The 19,616-nt window shown below is 61.2% G+C and carries 15 protein-coding genes and 1 pseudogene; 9 read left to right on the plus strand and 7 right to left on the minus strand.

The window, feature by feature from the left end; translation table 11 throughout:
• From tdh to J3456_RS08075, 3 genes are all read right to left on the minus strand, one after another.
• The gene (gene tdh, locus J3456_RS08065) at nucleotides 1-1,041 is read right to left on the minus strand and encodes an L-threonine 3-dehydrogenase (RefSeq protein WP_349579689.1); all 1,041 of its coding nucleotides are present in this window, start codon (nucleotides 1,039-1,041) and stop codon (nucleotides 1-3) included.
• Nucleotides 1,038-2,225, minus strand: coding sequence for a glycine C-acetyltransferase (locus J3456_RS08070; protein ID WP_349579690.1), 1,188 nt, complete (start codon nucleotides 2,223-2,225; stop codon nucleotides 1,038-1,040). Before J3456_RS08070 ends, tdh begins: the two co-directional genes overlap by 4 nt.
• A 95-nt stretch (nucleotides 2,226-2,320) precedes the next feature.
• Nucleotides 2,321-2,887: a helix-turn-helix domain-containing protein gene (locus J3456_RS08075; RefSeq protein ID WP_132443918.1), complete on the minus strand. Its 567-nt coding sequence runs from the start codon at nucleotides 2,885-2,887 to the stop codon at nucleotides 2,321-2,323.
• A 115-nt stretch (nucleotides 2,888-3,002) separates the two neighbouring features.
• Between J3456_RS08075 and J3456_RS08080 the strand changes: the two genes are divergently transcribed.
• A complete protein-coding gene (locus J3456_RS08080; RefSeq protein ID WP_349579691.1) occupies nucleotides 3,003-4,184 on the plus strand; it encodes an acetyl-CoA C-acyltransferase family protein in 1,182 nt (393 codons plus the stop codon).
• Nucleotides 4,185-4,212: 28 nt separating this feature from the next.
• On the opposite strand, the gene ubiB is transcribed toward J3456_RS08080, so the two are convergent.
• On the minus strand, nucleotides 4,213-5,745 hold the full coding sequence (gene ubiB / locus J3456_RS08085) for a 2-polyprenylphenol 6-hydroxylase (protein WP_349579692.1): 1,533 nt from the start codon (nucleotides 5,743-5,745) through the stop codon (nucleotides 4,213-4,215).
• Entirely contained in the window at nucleotides 5,745-6,497 is a 753-nt protein-coding gene (ubiE, locus tag J3456_RS08090; RefSeq protein WP_067622970.1) for a bifunctional demethylmenaquinone methyltransferase/2-methoxy-6-polyprenyl-1,4-benzoquinol methylase UbiE, read from the minus strand. The genes ubiB and ubiE overlap by 1 nt, the downstream gene beginning before the upstream one ends.
• A gap of 101 nt (nucleotides 6,498-6,598) precedes the next feature.
• Between ubiE and mutM the strand changes: the two genes are divergently transcribed.
• From mutM to gyrB, 8 genes are all read left to right on the plus strand, one after another.
• A complete protein-coding gene (mutM, locus tag J3456_RS08095) occupies nucleotides 6,599-7,450 on the plus strand; it encodes a bifunctional DNA-formamidopyrimidine glycosylase/DNA-(apurinic or apyrimidinic site) lyase (protein ID WP_349579706.1) in 852 nt (283 codons plus the stop codon).
• Between the two features lie 64 nt (nucleotides 7,451-7,514).
• On the plus strand, nucleotides 7,515-8,291 hold the full coding sequence (locus J3456_RS08100; RefSeq protein ID WP_349579693.1) for an enoyl-CoA hydratase: 777 nt from the start codon (nucleotides 7,515-7,517) through the stop codon (nucleotides 8,289-8,291).
• Between the two features lie 174 nt (nucleotides 8,292-8,465).
• The gene (gene rpsT, locus J3456_RS08105) at nucleotides 8,466-8,729 is read left to right on the plus strand and encodes a 30S ribosomal protein S20 (RefSeq protein WP_067622964.1); all 264 of its coding nucleotides are present in this window, start codon (nucleotides 8,466-8,468) and stop codon (nucleotides 8,727-8,729) included.
• Nucleotides 8,730-9,249: 520 nt separating this feature from the next.
• On the plus strand, nucleotides 9,250-10,611 hold the full coding sequence (gene dnaA, locus J3456_RS08110; RefSeq protein WP_067622961.1) for a chromosomal replication initiator protein DnaA: 1,362 nt from the start codon (nucleotides 9,250-9,252) through the stop codon (nucleotides 10,609-10,611).
• 163 nt (nucleotides 10,612-10,774) lie between these two features.
• Nucleotides 10,775-11,893, plus strand: a complete 1,119-nt coding sequence (dnaN, locus tag J3456_RS08115; RefSeq protein WP_269342415.1) for a DNA polymerase III subunit beta — start codon at nucleotides 10,775-10,777, stop codon at nucleotides 11,891-11,893.
• A 59-nt stretch (nucleotides 11,894-11,952) separates the two neighbouring features.
• Nucleotides 11,953-13,050 carry a DNA replication/repair protein RecF gene (recF, locus tag J3456_RS08120; RefSeq protein WP_349579694.1) on the plus strand — a complete coding sequence of 366 codons (1,098 nt, stop codon included), beginning with the start codon at nucleotides 11,953-11,955 and terminating at the stop codon, nucleotides 13,048-13,050.
• Entirely contained in the window at nucleotides 13,047-13,667 is a 621-nt protein-coding gene (locus J3456_RS08125) for a LysE family translocator (RefSeq protein WP_349579695.1), read from the plus strand. The genes recF and J3456_RS08125 overlap by 4 nt, the downstream gene beginning before the upstream one ends.
• A gap of 79 nt (nucleotides 13,668-13,746) precedes the next feature.
• Nucleotides 13,747-16,161 carry a DNA topoisomerase (ATP-hydrolyzing) subunit B gene (gyrB, locus tag J3456_RS08130; protein ID WP_349579696.1) on the plus strand — a complete coding sequence of 805 codons (2,415 nt, stop codon included), beginning with the start codon at nucleotides 13,747-13,749 and terminating at the stop codon, nucleotides 16,159-16,161.
• 96 nt (nucleotides 16,162-16,257) lie between these two features.
• Here the strand turns inward: gyrB and J3456_RS08135 are convergent, their stop codons facing one another.
• Together J3456_RS08135 and J3456_RS08140 are read right to left on the minus strand one after the other, a co-directional pair.
• Nucleotides 16,258-16,977, minus strand: a complete 720-nt coding sequence (locus tag J3456_RS08135; RefSeq protein WP_349579697.1) for a M48 family metallopeptidase — start codon at nucleotides 16,975-16,977, stop codon at nucleotides 16,258-16,260.
• Nucleotides 16,967-19,474: pseudogene (locus J3456_RS08140) on the minus strand (type I restriction endonuclease subunit R); the annotation flags it as partial. The gene J3456_RS08135 and the pseudogene J3456_RS08140, both read right to left, overlap by 11 nt.
• Nucleotides 19,475-19,616: the final 142 nt, after the last annotated feature.

Here is a 19,616-nt window from a genome sequence, read left to right on the forward strand (position 1 = left end):
TTAGGTCCAGTCGAGCACGACCTTGCCCGACTGGCCAGATTTCATCGCGGCAAAGCCCTGCTCGAAATCATCGACCCCGAAGCGATGGGTGATAATGGCAGAGACATCGAGCCCGTTCTCCAACATGGCGATCATCTTGTACCACGTCTCGAAAATCTCGCGGCCATAGACGCCTTTGATGGTGATCGCCTTGAACACGATACGGCTCCAATCCACCGGCGATTTGCCCGGCGGGATGCCCAGCATGGCGATGCGCCCGCCCATGGTCATGGCCTCAACCATCTGATCCAGCGCCTGCTGGTTGCCCGACATCTCAAGGCCCACGTCAAAGCCCTGTTTCATCTTCAGCCGGGGGATCACATCAGCCAAATCCTCTTCGGCCACGTTCACTGTCACCACATCGGCGACCTTTTCCGCCAGCGCCAGCCTGTCGGGGTTCACATCCGTGATCACCACATGCCGCGCGCCGACATGCCGCGCCACCGCCGCCGCCATGATTCCGATGGGCCCCGCGCCTGTGATGAGCACATCCTCACCCACCAGATCGAAACTCAGCGCGGTATGCACCGCATTGCCCAGAGGGTCGAGGATCGCGCCGATGTCGTCGGAAATCTCGTCCGGCAGCGGCACGACATTAAAGGCGGGCAGCTTGAGGTATTGCGCAAAGGCCCCCTGTTCGTTCACCCCGATGCCGCGTGTCGCGGGATCGAGGTGGAACTTCCCCGCACGGCTTTGGCGTGACTGTTTGCCGATCAGATGCCCCTCGCCCGAACAGCGCTGCCCGATCTCAAGCCCTTCGACATTGCGGCCCAACTCGACGATCTCGCCCGCGAACTCATGGCCCGTGATCAGCCCCACCGGCACCGTCCCGGCGGCCCAATCGTCCCAGTTCCAGATGTGGATATCGGTGCCACAGATGCCGGTCTTGTTGATCTTGATCAGCACGTCCTCGGGGCCGATCTCGGGCACTGGCGCATGGGTCATCCACAGCCCCTCGCGGGGGTGCAGCTTGGCCAGCGCTTTCATTTCATTCGTGGTCATTCGATCACCCCACAGGCTTTGCCCGCGACTTCGAATGCCTTCAACGCGCGGTCGAGTTGCGCCCGAGTAAGTGCAGCGTTCATCTGCGTGCGGATGCGCGCCTGACCACGCGGCACCACCGGGAAGAAGAAGCCGGAAACATAGACGCCCTCCTCGAATAGCCGTGCGGCCATGTCCTGCGCCAACTGCGCCTCGCCCAGCATGACGGGCACGATGGGGTGCTCACCGGGCAGCAGGTCAAAGCCCAACTTCTCCAGCCCCGCACGCCAGTATTCCGTATTCTCAAAGAGGCGTGCGCGCAGATCATCGCCGTCTTCGACCAGTTCCAGCGCCCGGATGCCGGCGCGCACGATCGACGACGGCAGGGAGTTGGAAAACAGATAGGGCCGCGCGCGCTGGCGCAGTAGGTCGATCACCGGCTGCGGCCCTGCGATATAGCCGCCGATGGCCCCGCCAAGCGCCTTGCCCAGCGTGCCGGTCACGATGTCGACCTTGACCCCGTGATGCGCGGGCGTGCCTGCACCCTTTGGCCCCATAAAGCCGGTGGAGTGGCAGTCATCCACCATCACCAGCGCCTCATATTTCTCGGCCAGTGCCACGATCTCGGGCAGGTTCGCCAGATAGCCGTCCATGGAGAAGACCCCGTCGGTCGCGATCATGATGAACCGCGCGCCGTCCTCGCGGGCCTGCTTCAGCTTGGCTTCCAGGTCCGCCATGTCGCTGTTGGCATAGCGGTAGCGTTTCGCCTTGCACAGACGAATGCCGTCGATGATCGAGGCATGGTTCAGCGCGTCTGAAATCACCGCGTCCTCCGGCCCCAAAAGCGGCTCGAACAGCCCGCCATTGGCGTCGAAACAGGCGGCGAAGAGGATCGAATCGTCATGCCCGAGAAAGCCCGCCAGCTTCTGCTCCAGCTCGCGGTGGATGTCCTGCGTGCCGCAGATAAAGCGGACCGAGGCCATGCCGAATCCCTTCTCATCCATCGCCTCTTTGGCGGTGGCGATCAACTCGGGGTGATCGGCGAGGCCGAGGTAGTTGTTGGCGCAGAGGTTGATGACCTCGCGCTCGCCCACCGCGATCTCACCGCCCTGCGGGGTGGTGATGAGCCGCTCGCGCTTCATCATGCCCTCGGCGTCGATCTCGGCTAGGGTGTCGGTGACATGGGATAGAAATGCTTGGGTCATAAGGCTCTCCTTTTCAGGGGAGCGTCTACCATAACGGAGGTCGTTCCGAAATAGAGGATTTCCGAAATGGCGGATTTATTCCGATATACCGGAGATCAGGCGTCTTGCACCACCAAAAAGGCACGCACCGGCCCAGCGGTCGCGCGGATCGCATGGGGCACGTCGGCGGCATAGCGGGCCGTGTCTCCGGCCTGCAGCTGCTCGGTCCCCACACCGCTGGTCACTTCGACTGCCCCCTCGAAAACGCTCAGATGCTCGCGCGCGCCACGGGTATGCGGCGCACTGTCGAGCATGCCACCCTCGGCGATGAGCAGTTCGTAAACCTCGTGATGGCCGGCCTCTTCGGGCGGGGACAAGATGCGGATGCGGCAGCCTGACCCAAGGTTGCTGATCGTCGGCACGGCGGCGCTTCGCAGCACTTCGATCTGGGCCTCTGTCGGCGCACCATCCAAAAGCCCGGCGAAATCCACCTGCAATGCGCGCGTGAGGTTCCACAGCGTGGCGATCGTCGGGCTCGATTCGCCGCGCTCGATCTGGCTCACCATGGAGCGCGACACGCCCGAAAGCTTGGCCACCGCATCAAGCGATAGCCCCTGCCCCTGTCGCGCCGCTTTCAAGCGGGCTGGCAGCTGTGTCAGGATCTTGTCTGTGTTGTCCGTCATGACGGATATGTCGCGCGCAGCCCCGCCCCTGTCAAGCCGCGCTTTGACGGGAAGTTTCCACTGACTTTGCCCCGCCCCCGGCCCATAGTGCGGACAACGACCAAAGGAGAGTTTCATGTCAGACGATATCGTCATCCTGAGCGGTGCGCGCAGCGCCATCGGCACTTTCGGCGGCAGCCTTGCCGGTACCCCACCCACCAAGCTGGGCAGCACCGTCGCGGCAGCGGCGATGGAGCGTGCGGGCGTCAGCCCCGACCAGATCGGCCATGTGGTGTTTGGCACCGTCATCAACACCGAACCGCGCGACATGTACCTCAGCCGCGTCGCCGCGCGCGAGGCGGGCGTGCCGGATGAAGTGCCCGCGATGAACGTGAACCGCCTGTGCGGTTCGGGCGTGCAGGCGCTGGTCTCGGCGACCCAAAGCCTGATGCTGGGCGATGCGGATTTCGCCCTTGCTGGCGGGGCCGAGAGCATGTCGCGCGCGCCTTACATTCTGCCTGATGCCCGCTGGGGCCAGAAAATGGGCGATGTCCGCAGCCTCGACATGCTTTTGGGCACGCTGAACTGCCCCTTCGGCACCGGCCACATGGGGGTCACGGCCGAGAATGTCGCGGATGAACATACCATCACCCGCGAGGAGATGGACGCCTTTGCGCTGCAAAGCCAAGAACGCGCAGCGGCGGCCATCGCGGCGGGGCATTTCAAGGATCAGATCGTGCCGGTCGACGTAAAGGTCAAGCGAGACATGGTGCCCTTTGACACCGATGAACACCCCAAGGCCACCACGGCCGAGGCGCTGGCCGGGCTGCGTCCGGTGTTCCAGAAGGACGGGCGTGTCACCGCCGGTAATGCCAGCGGCATCAACGACGGTGCCGCGGCGCTGGTGCTGGCCCGCGCCGGGGCAGCCGAGGCCGCCGGGCTGACGCCCCGTGCGCGCATCCTTGGCTACGCCCATGCCGGTGTGCGCCCCGAAGTCATGGGCATCGGCCCGGTTCCCGCCGTCCGCCGCCTGCTGGAGCGCACCGGCCTGAAGGCCGATGATTTCGATGTGATCGAAAGCAACGAGGCCTTCGCCAGCCAAGCGCTGGCGGTAAGCAAGGAGTTGGGATTCGACCCGGCAAAAGTGAACCCCAACGGCGGGGCCATCGCCCTTGGCCACCCGGTCGGCGCGACCGGGGCGATCATCACCGTGAAAGCGCTTTATGAGTTGGAGCGGATTGGCGGCAAGCGCGCGTTGATCACCATGTGCATCGGCGGCGGGCAAGGCATCGCCATGGCCATCGAACGTATCGCCTAAATGCGGGGGGCCTCCGCGGCCCCCTGCCCTAAAGCAGCGCGCCGATCAGGGCGATTGTGGTGGCCCCGGCAATGCCGGACATCACCGCAGTCGCCGCGATGTAGCGCCAGAACCGCGGCCGGCGCTCTGGCTGCTCCTCGGCCTGACGGTTCAGCGCCTGTTCGACCAGCCCCGGCAAACGTGGGCCAAAGCGGGCCATGACCATCGCCGTGTCGCGCAGATCAGAGACGATCGCACGCGGACCGAGCGACTTGGTGATGTAATCGGTCACAATCGGGCTCGCGACTTCCCAGATGTTAATATGCGGATTGAGCGAGCGGGCCACGCCCTCGACCACGACCATCGTGCGTTGCAACAAGATCAGCTCGGTCCGGGTTTCCATACCGAAACGCTCGGTCACCTCGAACAGATAGGTCAGCAGCCGCGCCATGGAAATGCGGGTGGCGTCCATGCCGAAAATCGGCTCGCCCACCGCGCGCAGGGCGCGGGCGAATTCATCGACATCCTTGTCGGCAGGCACGTAACCCGCCTCAAAATGCACCTTGGCCACGCGCTCGTAATCGCGGCGGATGAAGCCATAGAGGATCTCGGCGTAGACGCGGCGGGTATAGCTGTCGATATGGCCCATGATGCCGAAGTCATAAGCGATGATATCGCCATTGGCTGCGACCTTGAGGTTGCCTTGGTGCATGTCGGCGTGGAAATAGCCGTCGCGCAGGGCGTGTTGCAAAAAGAGTTGCAGCACCCGTTCCGACAGCGCCACACGGTCGTGCCCCGCCGCATCCAGCGCGGCGTTGTCGCCCAGCGGCAGGCCATCGGCCCAGCCCAGCGTCATCACGCGGCGGCCCGAATAATTCCATTTTATCTCGGGCAATTGAAACCCGGTGTCATCTTTGGTGTTGGCGGCGAACTCCGACGCGGCAGAGCTTTCCAGTCGTAGGTCCAACTCCCCCCGCACGACGCCGTCGAAATGCTCGATCACCTCCATCGGGCGCAAGCGGCGCGATCCGGGGGAGAAAATCTCGGCCATGCGGGCGGCGAGGTAAAACGCATCAATATCCTTGCGGAAAGCCTTTTCGATGCCGGGGCGCAGGACTTTGACGGCGACCTCTTCGCCGGTCTCGGCCAGTCGTGCATGGTGGACCTGCGCGATAGAGGCCGCGGCGACGGGTTCGCTGAACTCAGAGAAAATCGCGCTGACCGGCTCACCCAACTCCTGCTCGACCGCCCTGCGGGCCAGCGCCATGTCAAAAGGCGGCAGCTTGTCTTGCAAGACACGCAGTTGCACGGCCAGATCATCGCCCACCACGTCGGGCCGGGTCGAGAGTACCTGACCGAATTTGATGTAGGCGGGGCCAAGCGCCGTGAGCGCGCGGGTGGCGGGCGGCATGGTCGGGTCGCCTTTGTAGCCCAGCCATTTAAACGGCAGGCCAAGCGCGCGGGCCACGAAACGCAGCGCCGGGGAAGCATCGAAAGCATCCAGCACCACATTCATCGCGCCCGCGCGTTCCAGCGTCGCGCCGGTGCGGATCAGCCGCCAAATGTTGTGAGGTCCGCGCATCAGAGCTTCCAACCCGAATGCAGCGCCGCGATGCCCATGCTCAGGTTCCGGTATTTGGCCTGACCGAAACCAGCCGTGCGTACCATTGACAGAAACGTTTCCTGATCGGGGAAATTGCGGATCGATTCGACCAGATACTGATAGCTGTCGCGGTCGCCCGCGATGGCCTGCCCCATGCGCGGGATCACGTTGAAACTGTAGAGGTCATAGGCTTTTTGCATCGCCGGGTTGGGCAGCTGGCTGAACTCCAACACCATCAGACGGCCACCGGGACGCAGCACGCGGTAAGCCTCGTTCAGCGCCTCTTGGGGGCGGGTCACGTTCCGGATGCCAAAGCTGATTGTGTAGACATCAAAGGTGTTGTCGGGAAACGGCAGCGCCATGGCATCGCCCACCACCCAATCAAGGCTGCCAGTCAGGCTGTCGGCCTCGGCGCGTTTGCGGCCTTCGACCAACATCGGCTCGGTCAGGTCGAGCACCGTGGCATGACCGTGGCCCGCGCGGCCCAGAAACTTGAACGACACATCGCCCGTGCCACCCGCCACATCCAGCAACTTCTGACCGGGGCGCGGGGCGAGCCAATCCATCATCGCTTCTTTCCAGACGCGGTGGATCCCCATACTCATCACATCGTTCATGATGTCGTATTTGCTGGCGACGGAGTTGAACACACCCTGCACGCGCCCGGCCTTTTCATGTTCGGGCACAGTCTCGAAACCGAAATGGGTTGTTTTGTCAGCGTCCTGGGTCATCTGCTCTTGCGATCCTCTGGTTCTGTCCCTTGTTATAGGGTGCCGTAAGCTGGGGACAATGCGTGCCTTTTGTCACAGGCAAGCCGGAAGGGGAAACCGAGATGCCGGAACTGCCAGAGGTCGAAACCGTCCGCCGGGGGCTGGCCCCCGCGATGGAGGGCCAAGTGATCGCCCGGGCCGAGGTCAACCGCCCCGATCTGCGCTGGCCCTTCCCCGAGCGGATGGCAGAGCGGCTGACCGGGCAGCGAGTCGGTCTGCTGCGACGACGGTCGAAATACATCCTCGCCGATCTGGCGAGTGGGGAATCGCTGTTGGTGCATCTGGGAATGTCCGGGCGGATGCTGGTCTCGGGCGACCCTCTGGGGCGGTTTCAGCACAACCACCCTGCGCCCGAGAAACATGATCATGTCGTGTTGCATATGGGTAACGGTGCGCGGATCACCTTTAACGACCCGCGCCGTTTTGGCGCGATGGATCTGATGCCCACAGCCGGGGCCGAGACGCACAAGCTGCTGGCCTCGCTCGGGCCGGAACCCCTGGGCAATGACTTTCACGAAGCGCATCTGGTGGCCGCGCTGAAAGGGCGCAACACACCGATCAAATCCGCCCTGCTGGATCAGCGGATCGTGGCGGGTTTGGGAAATATCTACGTCTGCGAAGCACTTTACCGCGCAGGGATTCACCCCGCCCGCAAGGCCGGGCGCATCTCGACCACGCGGATCGCCGGGCTGGTGCCGATCATCCGCGAGGTGTTGGCCGACGCCATCACGGCGGGGGGATCCTCGCTCAAGGACTTCCGGCAGGCGGACGGCGAATTGGGCTATTTCCAGCACAGCTTTGATGTCTACGGACGTGAGGGGCAACCCTGCCGCCGACCGGGCTGCGACGGCACCATCGGGCGCATCGTACAAAGCGGGCGGTCTTCCTTCTATTGTCCGCGCTGTCAAAGATAACTTGAAACATGGGGGTGCCGTGGTATGCACATTCCCCTGAGCGCAACAACAAAGAGCATTCTTGATGGCTTACGAAACGATCACCGTGGACGTGGACAACCATGTGGCCCTGATCACCCTCAACCGCCCGGATGCGCTGAATGCGCTCAACGACGCGTTGCTGAGTGAATTGGCCAAAGCGCTGAAAGGCGCACAGGAAAACGACAAGGTGCGCTGCATCGTCATCACCGGCTCGGAAAAGGCATTCGCCGCCGGGGCCGACATCGCGATGATGCGCGAGAAAAGCTTTGTCGACGTCTTCATGGGGGATCTCTTCACGCCCGAAACCGATCAAATTCTGCGCATCCGCAAGCCGATCATCGCAGCCGTCTCGGGCTATGCTTTGGGCGGTGGCTGCGAATTGGCAATGATGTGCGATTTCATCATCTGTTCGGAAAGCGCCAAGTTCGGCCAGCCAGAGATCAACCTTGGTGTCGTGGCAGGCATCGGCGGCACCCAGCGTTTGACGCGCCTCGTGGGCAAGTCCAAAGCGATGGACATGAACCTAACGGGCCGCTTCATGGATGCCGAAGAAGCCGAACGCTCGGGCCTTGTGTCGCGCGTTGTGCCGGTGAAAAAGCTGATGGAAGAAGCCATGGCCGCCGCTGGCAAGATCGCCGAGAAATCGATGATCTCGGCCACCGTGGTCAAGGAATGCGTGAACCGCGCCTATGAGGTGCCGCTGAGCGAAGGCCTGTTGTTCGAGCGCCGCATGTTCCATTCGCTGTTCAACACCGAAGACCAGAAAGAAGGCATGTCGGCCTTCCTTGAAAAGCGCGAAGCGCAGTTCCGCGACAAGTAAGCGATTCTAGGGGCGCGGCTTGCATTGCCGCGCCTGCTGTCTTATAGGCAGCCTCAATACATGCGCGTGCAGCCCGCTCTGGCTAGAATCACCTGCCCTTTTGGGGCCCGGATTTCCGGTAGGGTTGGCGTCACGCATTGCTACGCAACAAAATGAACCCGAAGGCTGATACTTATGGCAAACACAACACAATCCGCAAAGCGCGCACGTCAAAACGAGAAACGTTTTGCGATCAACAAAGCCCGTCGTTCGCGCATCCGCACCTACCTGCGCAAAGTCGAAGAGGCGATCACCTCCGGTGATAAAGAAGCCGCAACCGCCGCTTTGAAAGCCGCCCAGCCCGAGCTGATGCGCGGCGTCACCAAAGGCGTTTTCCACAAAAACACCGCTTCGCGCAAAATGTCGCGTCTGGCCGCACGGGTCAAAGCACTGGGTTAATCCGGCTCCACAGCCAACCCTTTGAAAGACAAGAGGCGCCGCATTGCGGCGCCTTTTTTCGTGCGGGTGCAGCGAAAAAAACACGCCAGAGATTCTTTTCAGGCAATCTCTGAGTCAAGATGGAAGATATGTTGAAGCGGACCGGAAACAGTTGCTACCAAAGGTCCAGCGATTCATTTCGCTTGGGGGGACAGGCCCTGAACAAGGTGTCAGCCGACTGGCAGAATGCCAAGTTCAGGGGGGTGCAAGTGACCGTTTAAAAACGGCCCCGCGCACCGTCGTGAATGCTGCTGCCAGCACGTTTACCCTGTCGATGAGAACACGAACGGTTCGTTCAGCGCCTTCTGCGCCGGTTTACGGCGCATCAGGCTTATGGGCTTGCCATTCTTTAAAAGTCCGAAGGACACAGGTCGGTCATCCGCGTGGGACCGGGTGGATGACCTGTTGCCGGGTGAAACAATATTGAGGGCCGGGATCCACTCGGCCTCTGTGCGAAAAGCAAAGCGGGACGTAAGGCACGATGACATTAGATCACTGGGGCGAGATCAAAGAGCGGCTTCTAAAGACAGTGGGGCAGAACAACTACACCACCTGGATTGAACCGCTTGTGCCCGGCGCTGTTGAAGACGGAATCGTGACACTCAAAGTGCCGACAAATTTCTTCGGGAATTACGTCAGCCAGAACTTCTCGGATCTGATTCTGCATGAGATCAACACGGCGGGCACCGATGCCACCCGTTTGAACTTTGCCTTGAATCAGCAGCCCAGCCCTGCCGCCGAAAAGCCCGCCCCGGCTGCGCGTCAGACCACGGCTGCCGTGAAACCCGCCGCCAACACCCAGCTGAGCACCGCCCCGCTTGACCCGCGCTTCAGCTTTGACAATTTCGTCGTCGGCAAGCCCAACGAACTGGCCCACGCCGCCGCCCGCCGTGTCGCCGAAGGCGGCCCGGTCACCTTCAACCCGCTGTTCCTCTATGGCGGCGTTGGCTTGGGTAAAACGCACCTCATGCACGCCATCGCGCGCGAATTGCACGCGCGTAAGCCTGAGATGAACGTGCTCTACCTCTCGGCTGAGCAGTTCATGTACCGTTTCGTGCAGGCGCTGCGCGACCGCAAGATGATGGACTTCAAAGAGATCTTCCGTTCGGTCGACGTGCTGATGGTCGATGACGTGCAGTTCATCGCGGGCAAGGATTCCACCCAAGAAGAGTTCTTCCACACGTTCAACGCGCTGGTTGATCAGCACAAACAGATCATCATCTCTGCCGACCGCGCACCGGGGGAGATCAAAGACCTCGAAGACCGCGTGAAGTCGCGCCTGCAATGCGGCTTGATCGTTGACCTGCACCCGACGGACTATGAACTGCGTCTCGGCATTCTGCAAAGCAAGGTTGAAGTGCAGCGCAAGACCTACCCCGACCTCGAAGTGGCCGATGGCGTGCTGGAATTCCTGGCGCATCGCATCACCTCGAACGTGCGTGTTCTCGAAGGCGCGCTGACCCGGCTCTTTGCTTTCGCCTCGCTCGTGGGCCGTGAGATTGACATGGGTCTGACGCAGGACTGTCTGGCCGATGTGCTGCGCGCCTCCGAGCGCAAGATCTCGGTCGAGGAAATCCAGCGGAAAGTGTCGGATCACTACAACATCCGCCTGAGCGACATGATCGGACCCAAGCGTCTGCGCAGCTATGCCCGCCCGCGTCAGGTGGCGATGTATCTGTGCAAGCAGATGACCAGCCGCTCTTTGCCGGAAATCGGCCGCCGCTTTGGCGGGCGCGACCACACAACGGTCATGCACGGGGTGCGCCGCATCGAAGAGCTCAAGGTCTCGGACGGGCAAATCGCAGAGGATCTGGAACTGCTGCGCCGGGCGCTCGAATCTTAAGCTGAGCGGCCTGAGGGGTTGTCCTCAGGACACGGTTATACAGCGATCGGGGGCGCAGCTTGCGCCCCTCTTGCATTCACTTAAACAAAGCCACAAAAGTTCTTGTGTAAGCGTGGGAACCGGGTAGTTTGCCTCTCCCGGCAATCGGTATGGGAGAAGGCATATGAAATTCAGCATCGAACGCGCGGCACTGCTCAAGGCCGTTTCGCAAGCCCAATCCGTGGTCGAGCGCCGCAACACCATTCCGATCCTCGCCAACGTGCTGATCGAGGCCGAAGGCAGCGATGTCTCCTTCCGCGCCACCGATCTGGATATCGAAGTGGTCGACAAGGTCGCCGCGCAGGTTGAGCGCGCTGGCGCCACCACCGTTTCGGCCACGCTGCTGCATGAAATCGTGCGCAAACTGCCCGATGGCGCGTTGATCAGCCTGACCGCCGATACCGCCGCTGGCCGCCTGACTGTCGAAGCCGGCCGCTCGAACTTTTCGCTGGCGACCCTGCCGCGCGAAGACTTCCCCGTCATGGCGTCCTCGGAATATGCCTCGAACTTCGCGGCCCCTGCCCCGGTGCTGCGCCGCCTGTTCGACAAGTCGAAATTTGCTATCTCCACCGAAGAGACGCGCTATTACCTGAACGGTGTCTACCTGCATATCGCGGATGCCGAAGGCGGCAAGGCGCTGCGCTGTGTGGCGACCGATGGTCACCGTCTCGCTCGGATCGACGCCGAGATGCCCGAGGGGGCATCCGAGATGCCCGGCGTCATCGTGCCGCGCAAAACCGTGGGCGAATTGCGCAAGCTGCTGGACGATGACGAGATGGAAATCGCGGTGTCCGTGTCGGAGACCAAGATCCGTTTCGCCACCCCCGCCATCACCCTGACCTCCAAGGTCATCGACGGCACCTTCCCCGATTACACCCGCGTGATCCCACAGGGGAACACCCGCAAGATGGAAGTCGACGCCGCGGATTTCGCTCGTGCGGTGGACCGTGTGGCGACCGTGAGTTCCGAGCGTTCGCGCGCCGTGAAACTGCAGCTGGACGAAGACCGTCTGGTGCTATCCGTCAACGCGCCTGACAGCGGTGCCGCCGAAGAAGAGCTTGCCGTGGCCTATGCCGACGAGCGGCTGGAGATTGGTTTCAACGCGAAATACTTGCTTGAGATCGCAAGCCAAGTGGACCGCGAGAACGCCGTCTTCCTGTTCAACTCCTCTGGCGACCCGACCCTGATGCGCGAAGGCAATGACACTTCGGCGGTCTACGTCGTCATGCCGATGCGCGTGTGAGTTGGGCGGGAATTTTTGAAATTCCCGCGCCGTTTTCATTGAAAGAAAACGGGGTCTGAATGGCGCAGCTGTATCTTTCCAACCTCGGCCTCTCGCATTTCCGCTCGCACCGCCGGGCGGTGATCGACGTAGATGCGCGCCCCGTCGCGCTCTATGGCCCCAATGGTGCGGGCAAGACCAATATCATCGAAGCGATCTCGCTTCTGTCGCCGGGCCGCGGGCTGCGCCGCACCAGCGCGCAAGACATGGCACGGCGGCCCGAGGCTTTGGGCTGGAAGGTGACCGGGCTGCTGCACGGCCCCACGGTGCTGCATGAGGTCGACATCTGGTCCGAAGCAGGCGCGGCACGGCAGACCAAGATCGACGGCAAGGCGTCCGCACAAACGGCGCTTGGTCGCATTGCCCGCGTGCTCTGGCTGATCCCCGCCATGGACCGGCTTTGGATCGAAGGCGCAGAGGGGCGGCGGCGCTTTCTTGACCGGGTGACGCTTTCGATGCTGCCCGATCATGCGGACCTGTCGCTCAGCTACGAGAAAGCCATGCGCGAGCGCAACCGGCTGCTCAAGGACATGGTGCGCGAGCCTGCGTGGTACACCGCGCTTGAGACCCGCATGGCTGAAACCGGAGCGCAGATTCATGCCAATCGTCTACAGGCGCTGACAGCACTTGAGGCGGCGCAGGCAGAGGCCCAGACTGCTTTCCCCATCGCGACGCTGTCGCTGCTGAACGACATGCCCGAGAGCGCCGATGCCCTGCGCGCCGCGCTCTCGGACAACCGCATGCGCGACCTTGCCGCCGGTCGCACGCTCATCGGCCCCCACCGCGCCGATCTGGAGGGCACCTATGCCGCCAAGGGCATCGCCGCGCGGGACTGCTCCACCGGAGAGCAGAAGGCGCTGCTGGTCTCGCTCATCCTTGCCAATGCCCGCGCCATCGCCGCCGACTTCGGCGCGCCGCCGCTGCTGCTGCTGGATGAGGTCGCCGCCCATCTCGACGCGATCCGCCGCGCGGCGCTTTACGACGAGATCACCGCGCTTGGCGCGCAGGCGTGGATGACCGGCACCGGCCCTGAACTGTTCGAGAGCCTTGGCGCGCGGGCGCAATATGTCAAGGTCACCGAAGAGAATGGCCTTTCGCAGGTGGAGCGGCAACCGTGACCCTTACCCCCGCCGATCTGTTGCTTTACTGCGGCGCGCTGCTGATCCTTTTCCTCACCCCCGGCCCGGTTTGGCTGGCAATGATGGCCCGTGCGCTTTCGGGTGGGTTTCAGGCGGCATGGCCGCTGGCGCTCGGTGTGGCGATTGGGGACATGCTTTGGCCGCTGGTGGCGGTGCTGGGTATCACATGGATCGTCTCGGCCTTTGACACGGTGATGGAGGTGCTGCGCTGGACTGCGGCGCTGGTGTTCATCGCCATGGGGATCGGCCTGATCCGTCAGGCGGGTGCGCAGATCAGCACCGACAGCCGCCTCACCCGCCCCGGGATGTGGTCAGGTTTCGTCGCGGGGTTTGTGGCGATCCTCGGCAATCCCAAGGCGGTGCTGTTCTACATGGGCGTGCTGCCCGGCTTCTTTGATCTGCGCCAAGTCACCGGCCCCGACATCGGGCTGATCCTCGCCGCTTCGGTCATCGTGCCGCTTATCGGCAACCTTGTGATCGCGCTGCTGGTAGGCCGCCTGCGCGGCTTTCTGACCGCCCCGCGCACCCTGCGGCGGATCAATCTGATCTCGGGCGGGATGCTCATTTTCGTGGGGCTGATCATCCCCTTCACCTGACACAAAATCTTGTGTCATTCGCGTGACAATGCCGGGCGAAAACACTATAAATCGGGCAAACGAGAAGGGTTATTTCCGCATGTCCGATACCGCGCAGACACCACAGGAATACGGCGCCGATTCCATTAAGGTTCTCAAAGGGTTGGAGGCTGTTCGCAAACGCCCCGGCATGTATATTGGGGACACCGATGACGGTTCGGGCCTGCACCACATGGTCTATGAGGTCGTGGACAACGGCATCGACGAGGCGCTGGCCGGTCATGCCGACGCGGTAACAGTCACAATCCACGAGGACTCCAGCGTCTCGGTCAGCGACAACGGGCGCGGGATTCCGGTAGGCATCCACGAAGAAGAAGGCGTTTCCGCCGCCGAGGTCATCATGACCCAGCTGCACGCGGGCGGCAAATTCGACAGCAACTCCTACAAGGTCTCAGGCGGTCTGCACGGGGTTGGCGTTTCGGTTGTGAACGCCCTGTCGGACTGGCTGGAACTGCGCATTTGGCGCGAGGGCAAGGAACATGTCGCACGGTTTGAGGGCGGTTTCACCACCAAGCACCTCGAAGTCGTGGGCGAGACGGACCGCACCGGCACCGAGGTCCGCTTCATGGCCTCGACCGAGACTTTCTCGAACCTCGAATACAGTTTCGAGACGCTGGAAAAGCGCCTGCGCGAGCTGGCCTTCCTGAACTCCGGCGTGCGCATCATCCTGAACGACGAACGCCCCGTCGAGCCGCTGCGCACAGAGCTGTTCTACGAAGGCGGTGTGAAGGAGTTCGTCAAATACCTCGACCGGCACAAACACGCGGTCATGCCCGAGCCGATCTTCATCACCGGCGAGCGGGACGACATCGGCATCGAAGTGGCGATGTGGTGGAACGACAGCTACCACGAGAACGTGCTGCCGTTCACGAACAACATCCCACAGCGCGATGGCGGCACCCATATGGCCGGCTTCCGCGGTGCGCTGACCCGCACGATCAACGGCTACGCTCAGACCAGCGGCATCGCCAAAAAGGAAAAGATCAACTTCACCGGCGACGATGCGCGTGAGGGTCTGACCTGCGTGCTCTCGGTCAAAGTGCCGGATCCGAAGTTCTCCTCCCAGACCAAAGACAAGCTGGTGTCATCCGAAGTGCGCCCCGCGGTCGAAGGGTTGATGAACGAGAAACTGGCCGAATGGTTCGAAGAGAACCCCAATGTGGCCAAACAGATCGTTGGCAAGATCGTCGAGGCCGCGCAGGCCCGCGAGGCGGCCCGCAAGGCGCGCGAGTTGACCCGCCGCAAATCCGCGATGGATGTGAACTTCCTCGCGGGCAAGCTCAAAGACTGCTCGGAGAAAGACCCCTCTAAGACCGAAGTCTTCCTCGTCGAGGGGGACAGCGCCGGCGGCTCTGCCCAGACCGGGCGCGACCGTCAGACCCAAGCGATTCTGCCGCTCAAAGGTAAAATCCTCAACGTGGAACGCGCCCGCTTTGACCGGATGCTGGGCAGCCAAGAGATCGGCAACCTTGTCATGGCGCTTGGCACTGGCATCGGGCGGGATGAGTTCAACCTCTCCAAACTGCGCTACCACAAGATTGTCATCATGACCGACGCCGACGTCGACGGGGCGCATATCCGCACGCTCCTGCTGACCTTCTTCTACCGGCAGATGCCCGAACTCATCGAAAACGGTCACCTCTACATCGCGCAGCCGCCGCTCTACAAAGTGTCGCGCGGCAAGTCTGAGGTCTATCTCAAGGATGAGGCCGCGATGGAGGAATATCTGATCCAGCAGGGCGTCGACGGCGCCATGCTGCGTCAAGGCAACGGCGAAGAGATCACCGGCCAAGACCTCACCCGCGTGGTCGACATGGCGCGCCAACTCAAGCGCGTGCTGGAAGCCTTCCCAACCCATTACCCGCGCCACATCCTTGAACAGGCCGCCATCGCCGGGGCCTTTGTCGATGGCGCGGTGGACAGCGACCTTCAAGGTGTGGCCGACAAGGTCGCCGACCGTCTGAACCTGATCGCGCTGGAATACGAGCGCGGCTGGCAGGGGCGCATCACCCAAGACCACGGCATCCGCCTCGCCCGCATCCTGCGCGGCGTAGAGGAGGTGCGCACGCTTGATGGCCGCATGCTGCGCTCGGGCGAGGCGAAAAAATCCGGCAGCTTCACCCAGCACCTGCAAGATGTCTATGACCAGCCCGCCAAGCTGATCCGCAAAGACCGCAGCCAGATGATCTATGGCCCCATGGACCTGCTCGGAGCGATCCTCGCCGAAGGCGAAAAGGGCCTGTCGTTGCAGCGCTACAAAGGTCTGGGCGAAATGAACCCCGACCAGCTGTGGGAAACCACCCTAGACCCCGACGCACGCACGCTGCTGCAGGTCCGCGTGGAGGACATGGCCGAGGCGGATGATCTCTTTACCAAGCTGATGGGGGATGTGGTCGAGCCACGGCGCGAGTTCATTCAGCAGAACGCGCTGAGCGTAGAGAACCTGGATTTTTAAAGGGATGTAGGATCGCGTGTAATCGTGCGCGATCCCCATAACTTTGCGCGATTTGCCCAAAGGTTTGCGCGGCGGCCGCGCGGAGCGCCGCACATTTCAGTCGATCCACGCCTCCAGGGGAAGTGCGTTGAGCTCTTTGCGCACATTGCGCCACCGTGGCATTTCCCGGTCGAGAACAGAAGTGAACCTCTGATCGTGTCGAGGCGAAATCAGGTGGGCGAGCTCGTGCAAGATCACATAGTCGATCATGCTCTCTGGCTTTTTCACGAGTGAAGAGTTCAACCAGATAATCCGTTTTTCGGCGTTGCAGCTGCCCCATTTCGTTTTCATGGGGCGGATGCCCCACCAATCTGGATGCACTCCCAGCCGTGCGGTCCAACCGTCAAATCGTGGAAGGGCCCAGTCACGAAGACGGTTCTTCATCCAAGTGGCCATCCATCGTTCCCGTTGAAGCGGTTCTGTCTTGAGAGGAACTTTTAAGATCAGGCGGTCGGACCCGGATCGCGCGATACGATGGACCTGCTTATCCCACTCCTCAACTTCGAGCCGGAGCGGACGACCAAAATAGAAATGCGTTTCGCCTGAGACAAACTTCCGAACTGGCTGACGAGGCTGGCCCAGGAACTGAGCCTGCTTCCTTCTAATCCAAGACATTCTTGTTAGCACGGCGACGCGAATAGCTTCGCCACTTACCCGTTCCGGGGCAGCAACCCGCACCCTGCCGACAGGAGGGTAGCACCCTATATGCAGGTTTTTGATATTCTTACGGACGATTTCAACATCAACGCCGCCGATCTCAGCAATCTCAATACTCATTCTGGTTCTTCAAGACCTCGAAGATCCGCTCCCTTTTCGCGATGTCGTCGAAGAATGGGTCCAAACTACGGCGGACCTTTCGTTCTTTCATGGCGTTGCCCCGCCAGCCAAAAGGCGCCGTGTCTCGGACGGCTTGGTCGACCTTGATAGCCAAATCCTCATCGCTGTCGAGATTGTCATAGAGTGCCTTCTTTCCCGCAGTCGACATGCTATCCGGATACACATTGCCATGGCCGGCTTTCGCCTGCGTTACTATCTCTTTGATGCGCTCAAGATACTCTGCGTATTCGATTGCGTCGTTTCGCCTCTGGATTACAAGGTCGGAAAGCAAATCGGACATCTTCTCGTAGAAGCGAGGGTTGACCGGGGTTTCTTCGATGATGAGCTTTCGGACATTGTTCTCGATCGCTTCCGCAATGTTCTCGCGTTTGCGCTTTGAAGCTGCTGGAAGATCATCTTCCATCGCGGCACCCTTGCTCTCGACAAGGTCAATCAAGCTGATGTCATCCAGGTGCGATATGACCTCAGAGTCCTCTGCCCGTATGTAGTTGTCGATCAGGTGCCTCATAGCGGGCTCGTATAGCTTCATATCGACGGCGTCGCCACTGTGCAGGCGAACGGCATCACGGATGCCGATGGCGTATTCGACTTCCTTTCGGCACTCGGCAAGCTCCAGATCGTTGAAACCCGAACCTGCGGGTTCGGCTGCCACGTTGGCGTAGGCGCGAGCGTAGCTGCCTGCGATTTTATAAAGAGCTTGCCGGCGCCGCCCTTTTTCTTCAGCGTCCGGATCAGTGTCGATCCCATCCGGGCTGGAGAAATACGCGTAGATTTCGTCGTCTGTCTTCGGCTGATCCACACGGTCCATAAGGCCGAGCCAAGCATCCCTCGCAGCTCTCAAGTCCAGATCGGCCTGTTCCGCACGATTGTTTATGAGCCCGTTGACATCCTCTTTGGCGAAGGCGTCAAAAGCCTCGGAAGTGTAATCTTCTACCGCGCTCTCGATGTTGCAAAAAAGGTCTTTGTAGTCGACGATGTAACCGAAATCCTTGTCATCACCATCCAGCCGGTTAACGCGGCAAATGGCTTGAAACAGCCCATGATCGCGCATCTGCTTGTCGATGTAAATGTAGGTTGCTGTAGGCGCGTCGAAGCCGGTCAGGAGACGGCTGACCACGATTAGGAGCTTCATCCTTCCCGGCTCTTTCTTGAAGAGCTTCAGAGCCTCATCCTCGTAGTCTTCTTCCGGTATCTCACCCAGCAGGTCGGTGTAGATGCGGTGGACATACTGCTTATCAGTTTCGCCCATACCGGTCTCTTCCCCGGTCAGCTCGGGGGCCGCACGCTTGTAGGAGGTAACGATCGCACATTTATCGGCGAGGACAGAACTCGACTTCCGGAAGATCTCGAAGAACTTACAGGCCTCTGGAATAGAACCTGCGACAAGTATGGCATTCCCCATGTTCGCCTGAAGACGTGGCTTCATCTCCATGTCCACCATGATGTCCTTGGCAATCTCTTCAAGCCGATCACGGCTCGAGAGAACGCGTTGCAAGGTGCCCCAGCGCTGCTTCAGCGTGGCCTTTGCGACGGGAGTGAGCCCTTTCGTCTTCGCCTCAAACCAAGCGTCGATCTTCTCAGGCGCGCTTATCCTCTGGTCGATATCCCGGGCTTCGTAGCGAAGGTCGAGCACCACGCCGTCCTCGACGGCCTCATCAAACCGGTATGGCTTGCCGATGTAGGGCCCGAAGGCCTCCAGCGAGGTCCCTTTATCCGACCGAAGTAGAGGTGTGCCGGTGAAGCCGATGAACATCGCCTTGGGTAAGATCTTCCGCATAGTTTTCGCCAGTTTACCCGATTGCGTGCGATGGGCTTCATCGATGAAGACGAAAAACTCACCTATAGGCGCCCCGATATGGGCGGTCTGGATATCGGCAATTAACGACTCCATCTCGCCCTCTTCTCGCTTGCCGAACTTGTGGACGAGCGAGCTAATGACCCGGTCCTTTGAATCGGCGAGGGCAGCCATGAGGTCGTTGCCGCTGCGAGCCCGGCGCACCTTGTCGCCAGTATTGCCGAATACCTCCTCGATCTGGCCGTCCAGCTCCTTCCGATCGGTCACCACCAGGATACGACCATCCGGGAAAGCCTCCCTGATCCAGCGCGCCAGCATCACCATGATGAGGCTTTTACCCGAACCTTGGGTCTGCCAGATGATGCCCCCCTCCTTGCTTCTCACCCGTTCCTGTGCAGCCTTTACGGCGAAATACTGGTTTGGGCGGGCGATTTTTTTGATGCCGCCGTCGAACAGCGTGAAGTCATGAATCAACTCAAGGAACCGCGCGGGGGCGATCATCTGGGTCACATCGCGATCGAGGCGGGCGGAGATGTCACTCTTCTCCTTCCAGGCCAGCCAGTAAGGCTGCGGGGTCTGGACCGGGGCGTAGCGCAACCCCTCGCTGTCATTGCCGGCGAAAGTGATCTGAACCGTCGTGAAGAAATGGCGGACGAATGTTGATTGTCACTGAGAACTGACCCGGTAGCCCCATAAATTGTCACTGAGAATTGACCCATGTGAACACACTTCCCCGACGGTTTTGGTTGGGGGGATTTGGAGTGATCGACATGGGATTTTTGAG

Source organism: Sulfitobacter sp. NFXS29, from assembly GCF_040148765.1.
Classification (GTDB): domain Bacteria; phylum Pseudomonadota; class Alphaproteobacteria; order Rhodobacterales; family Rhodobacteraceae; genus Sulfitobacter.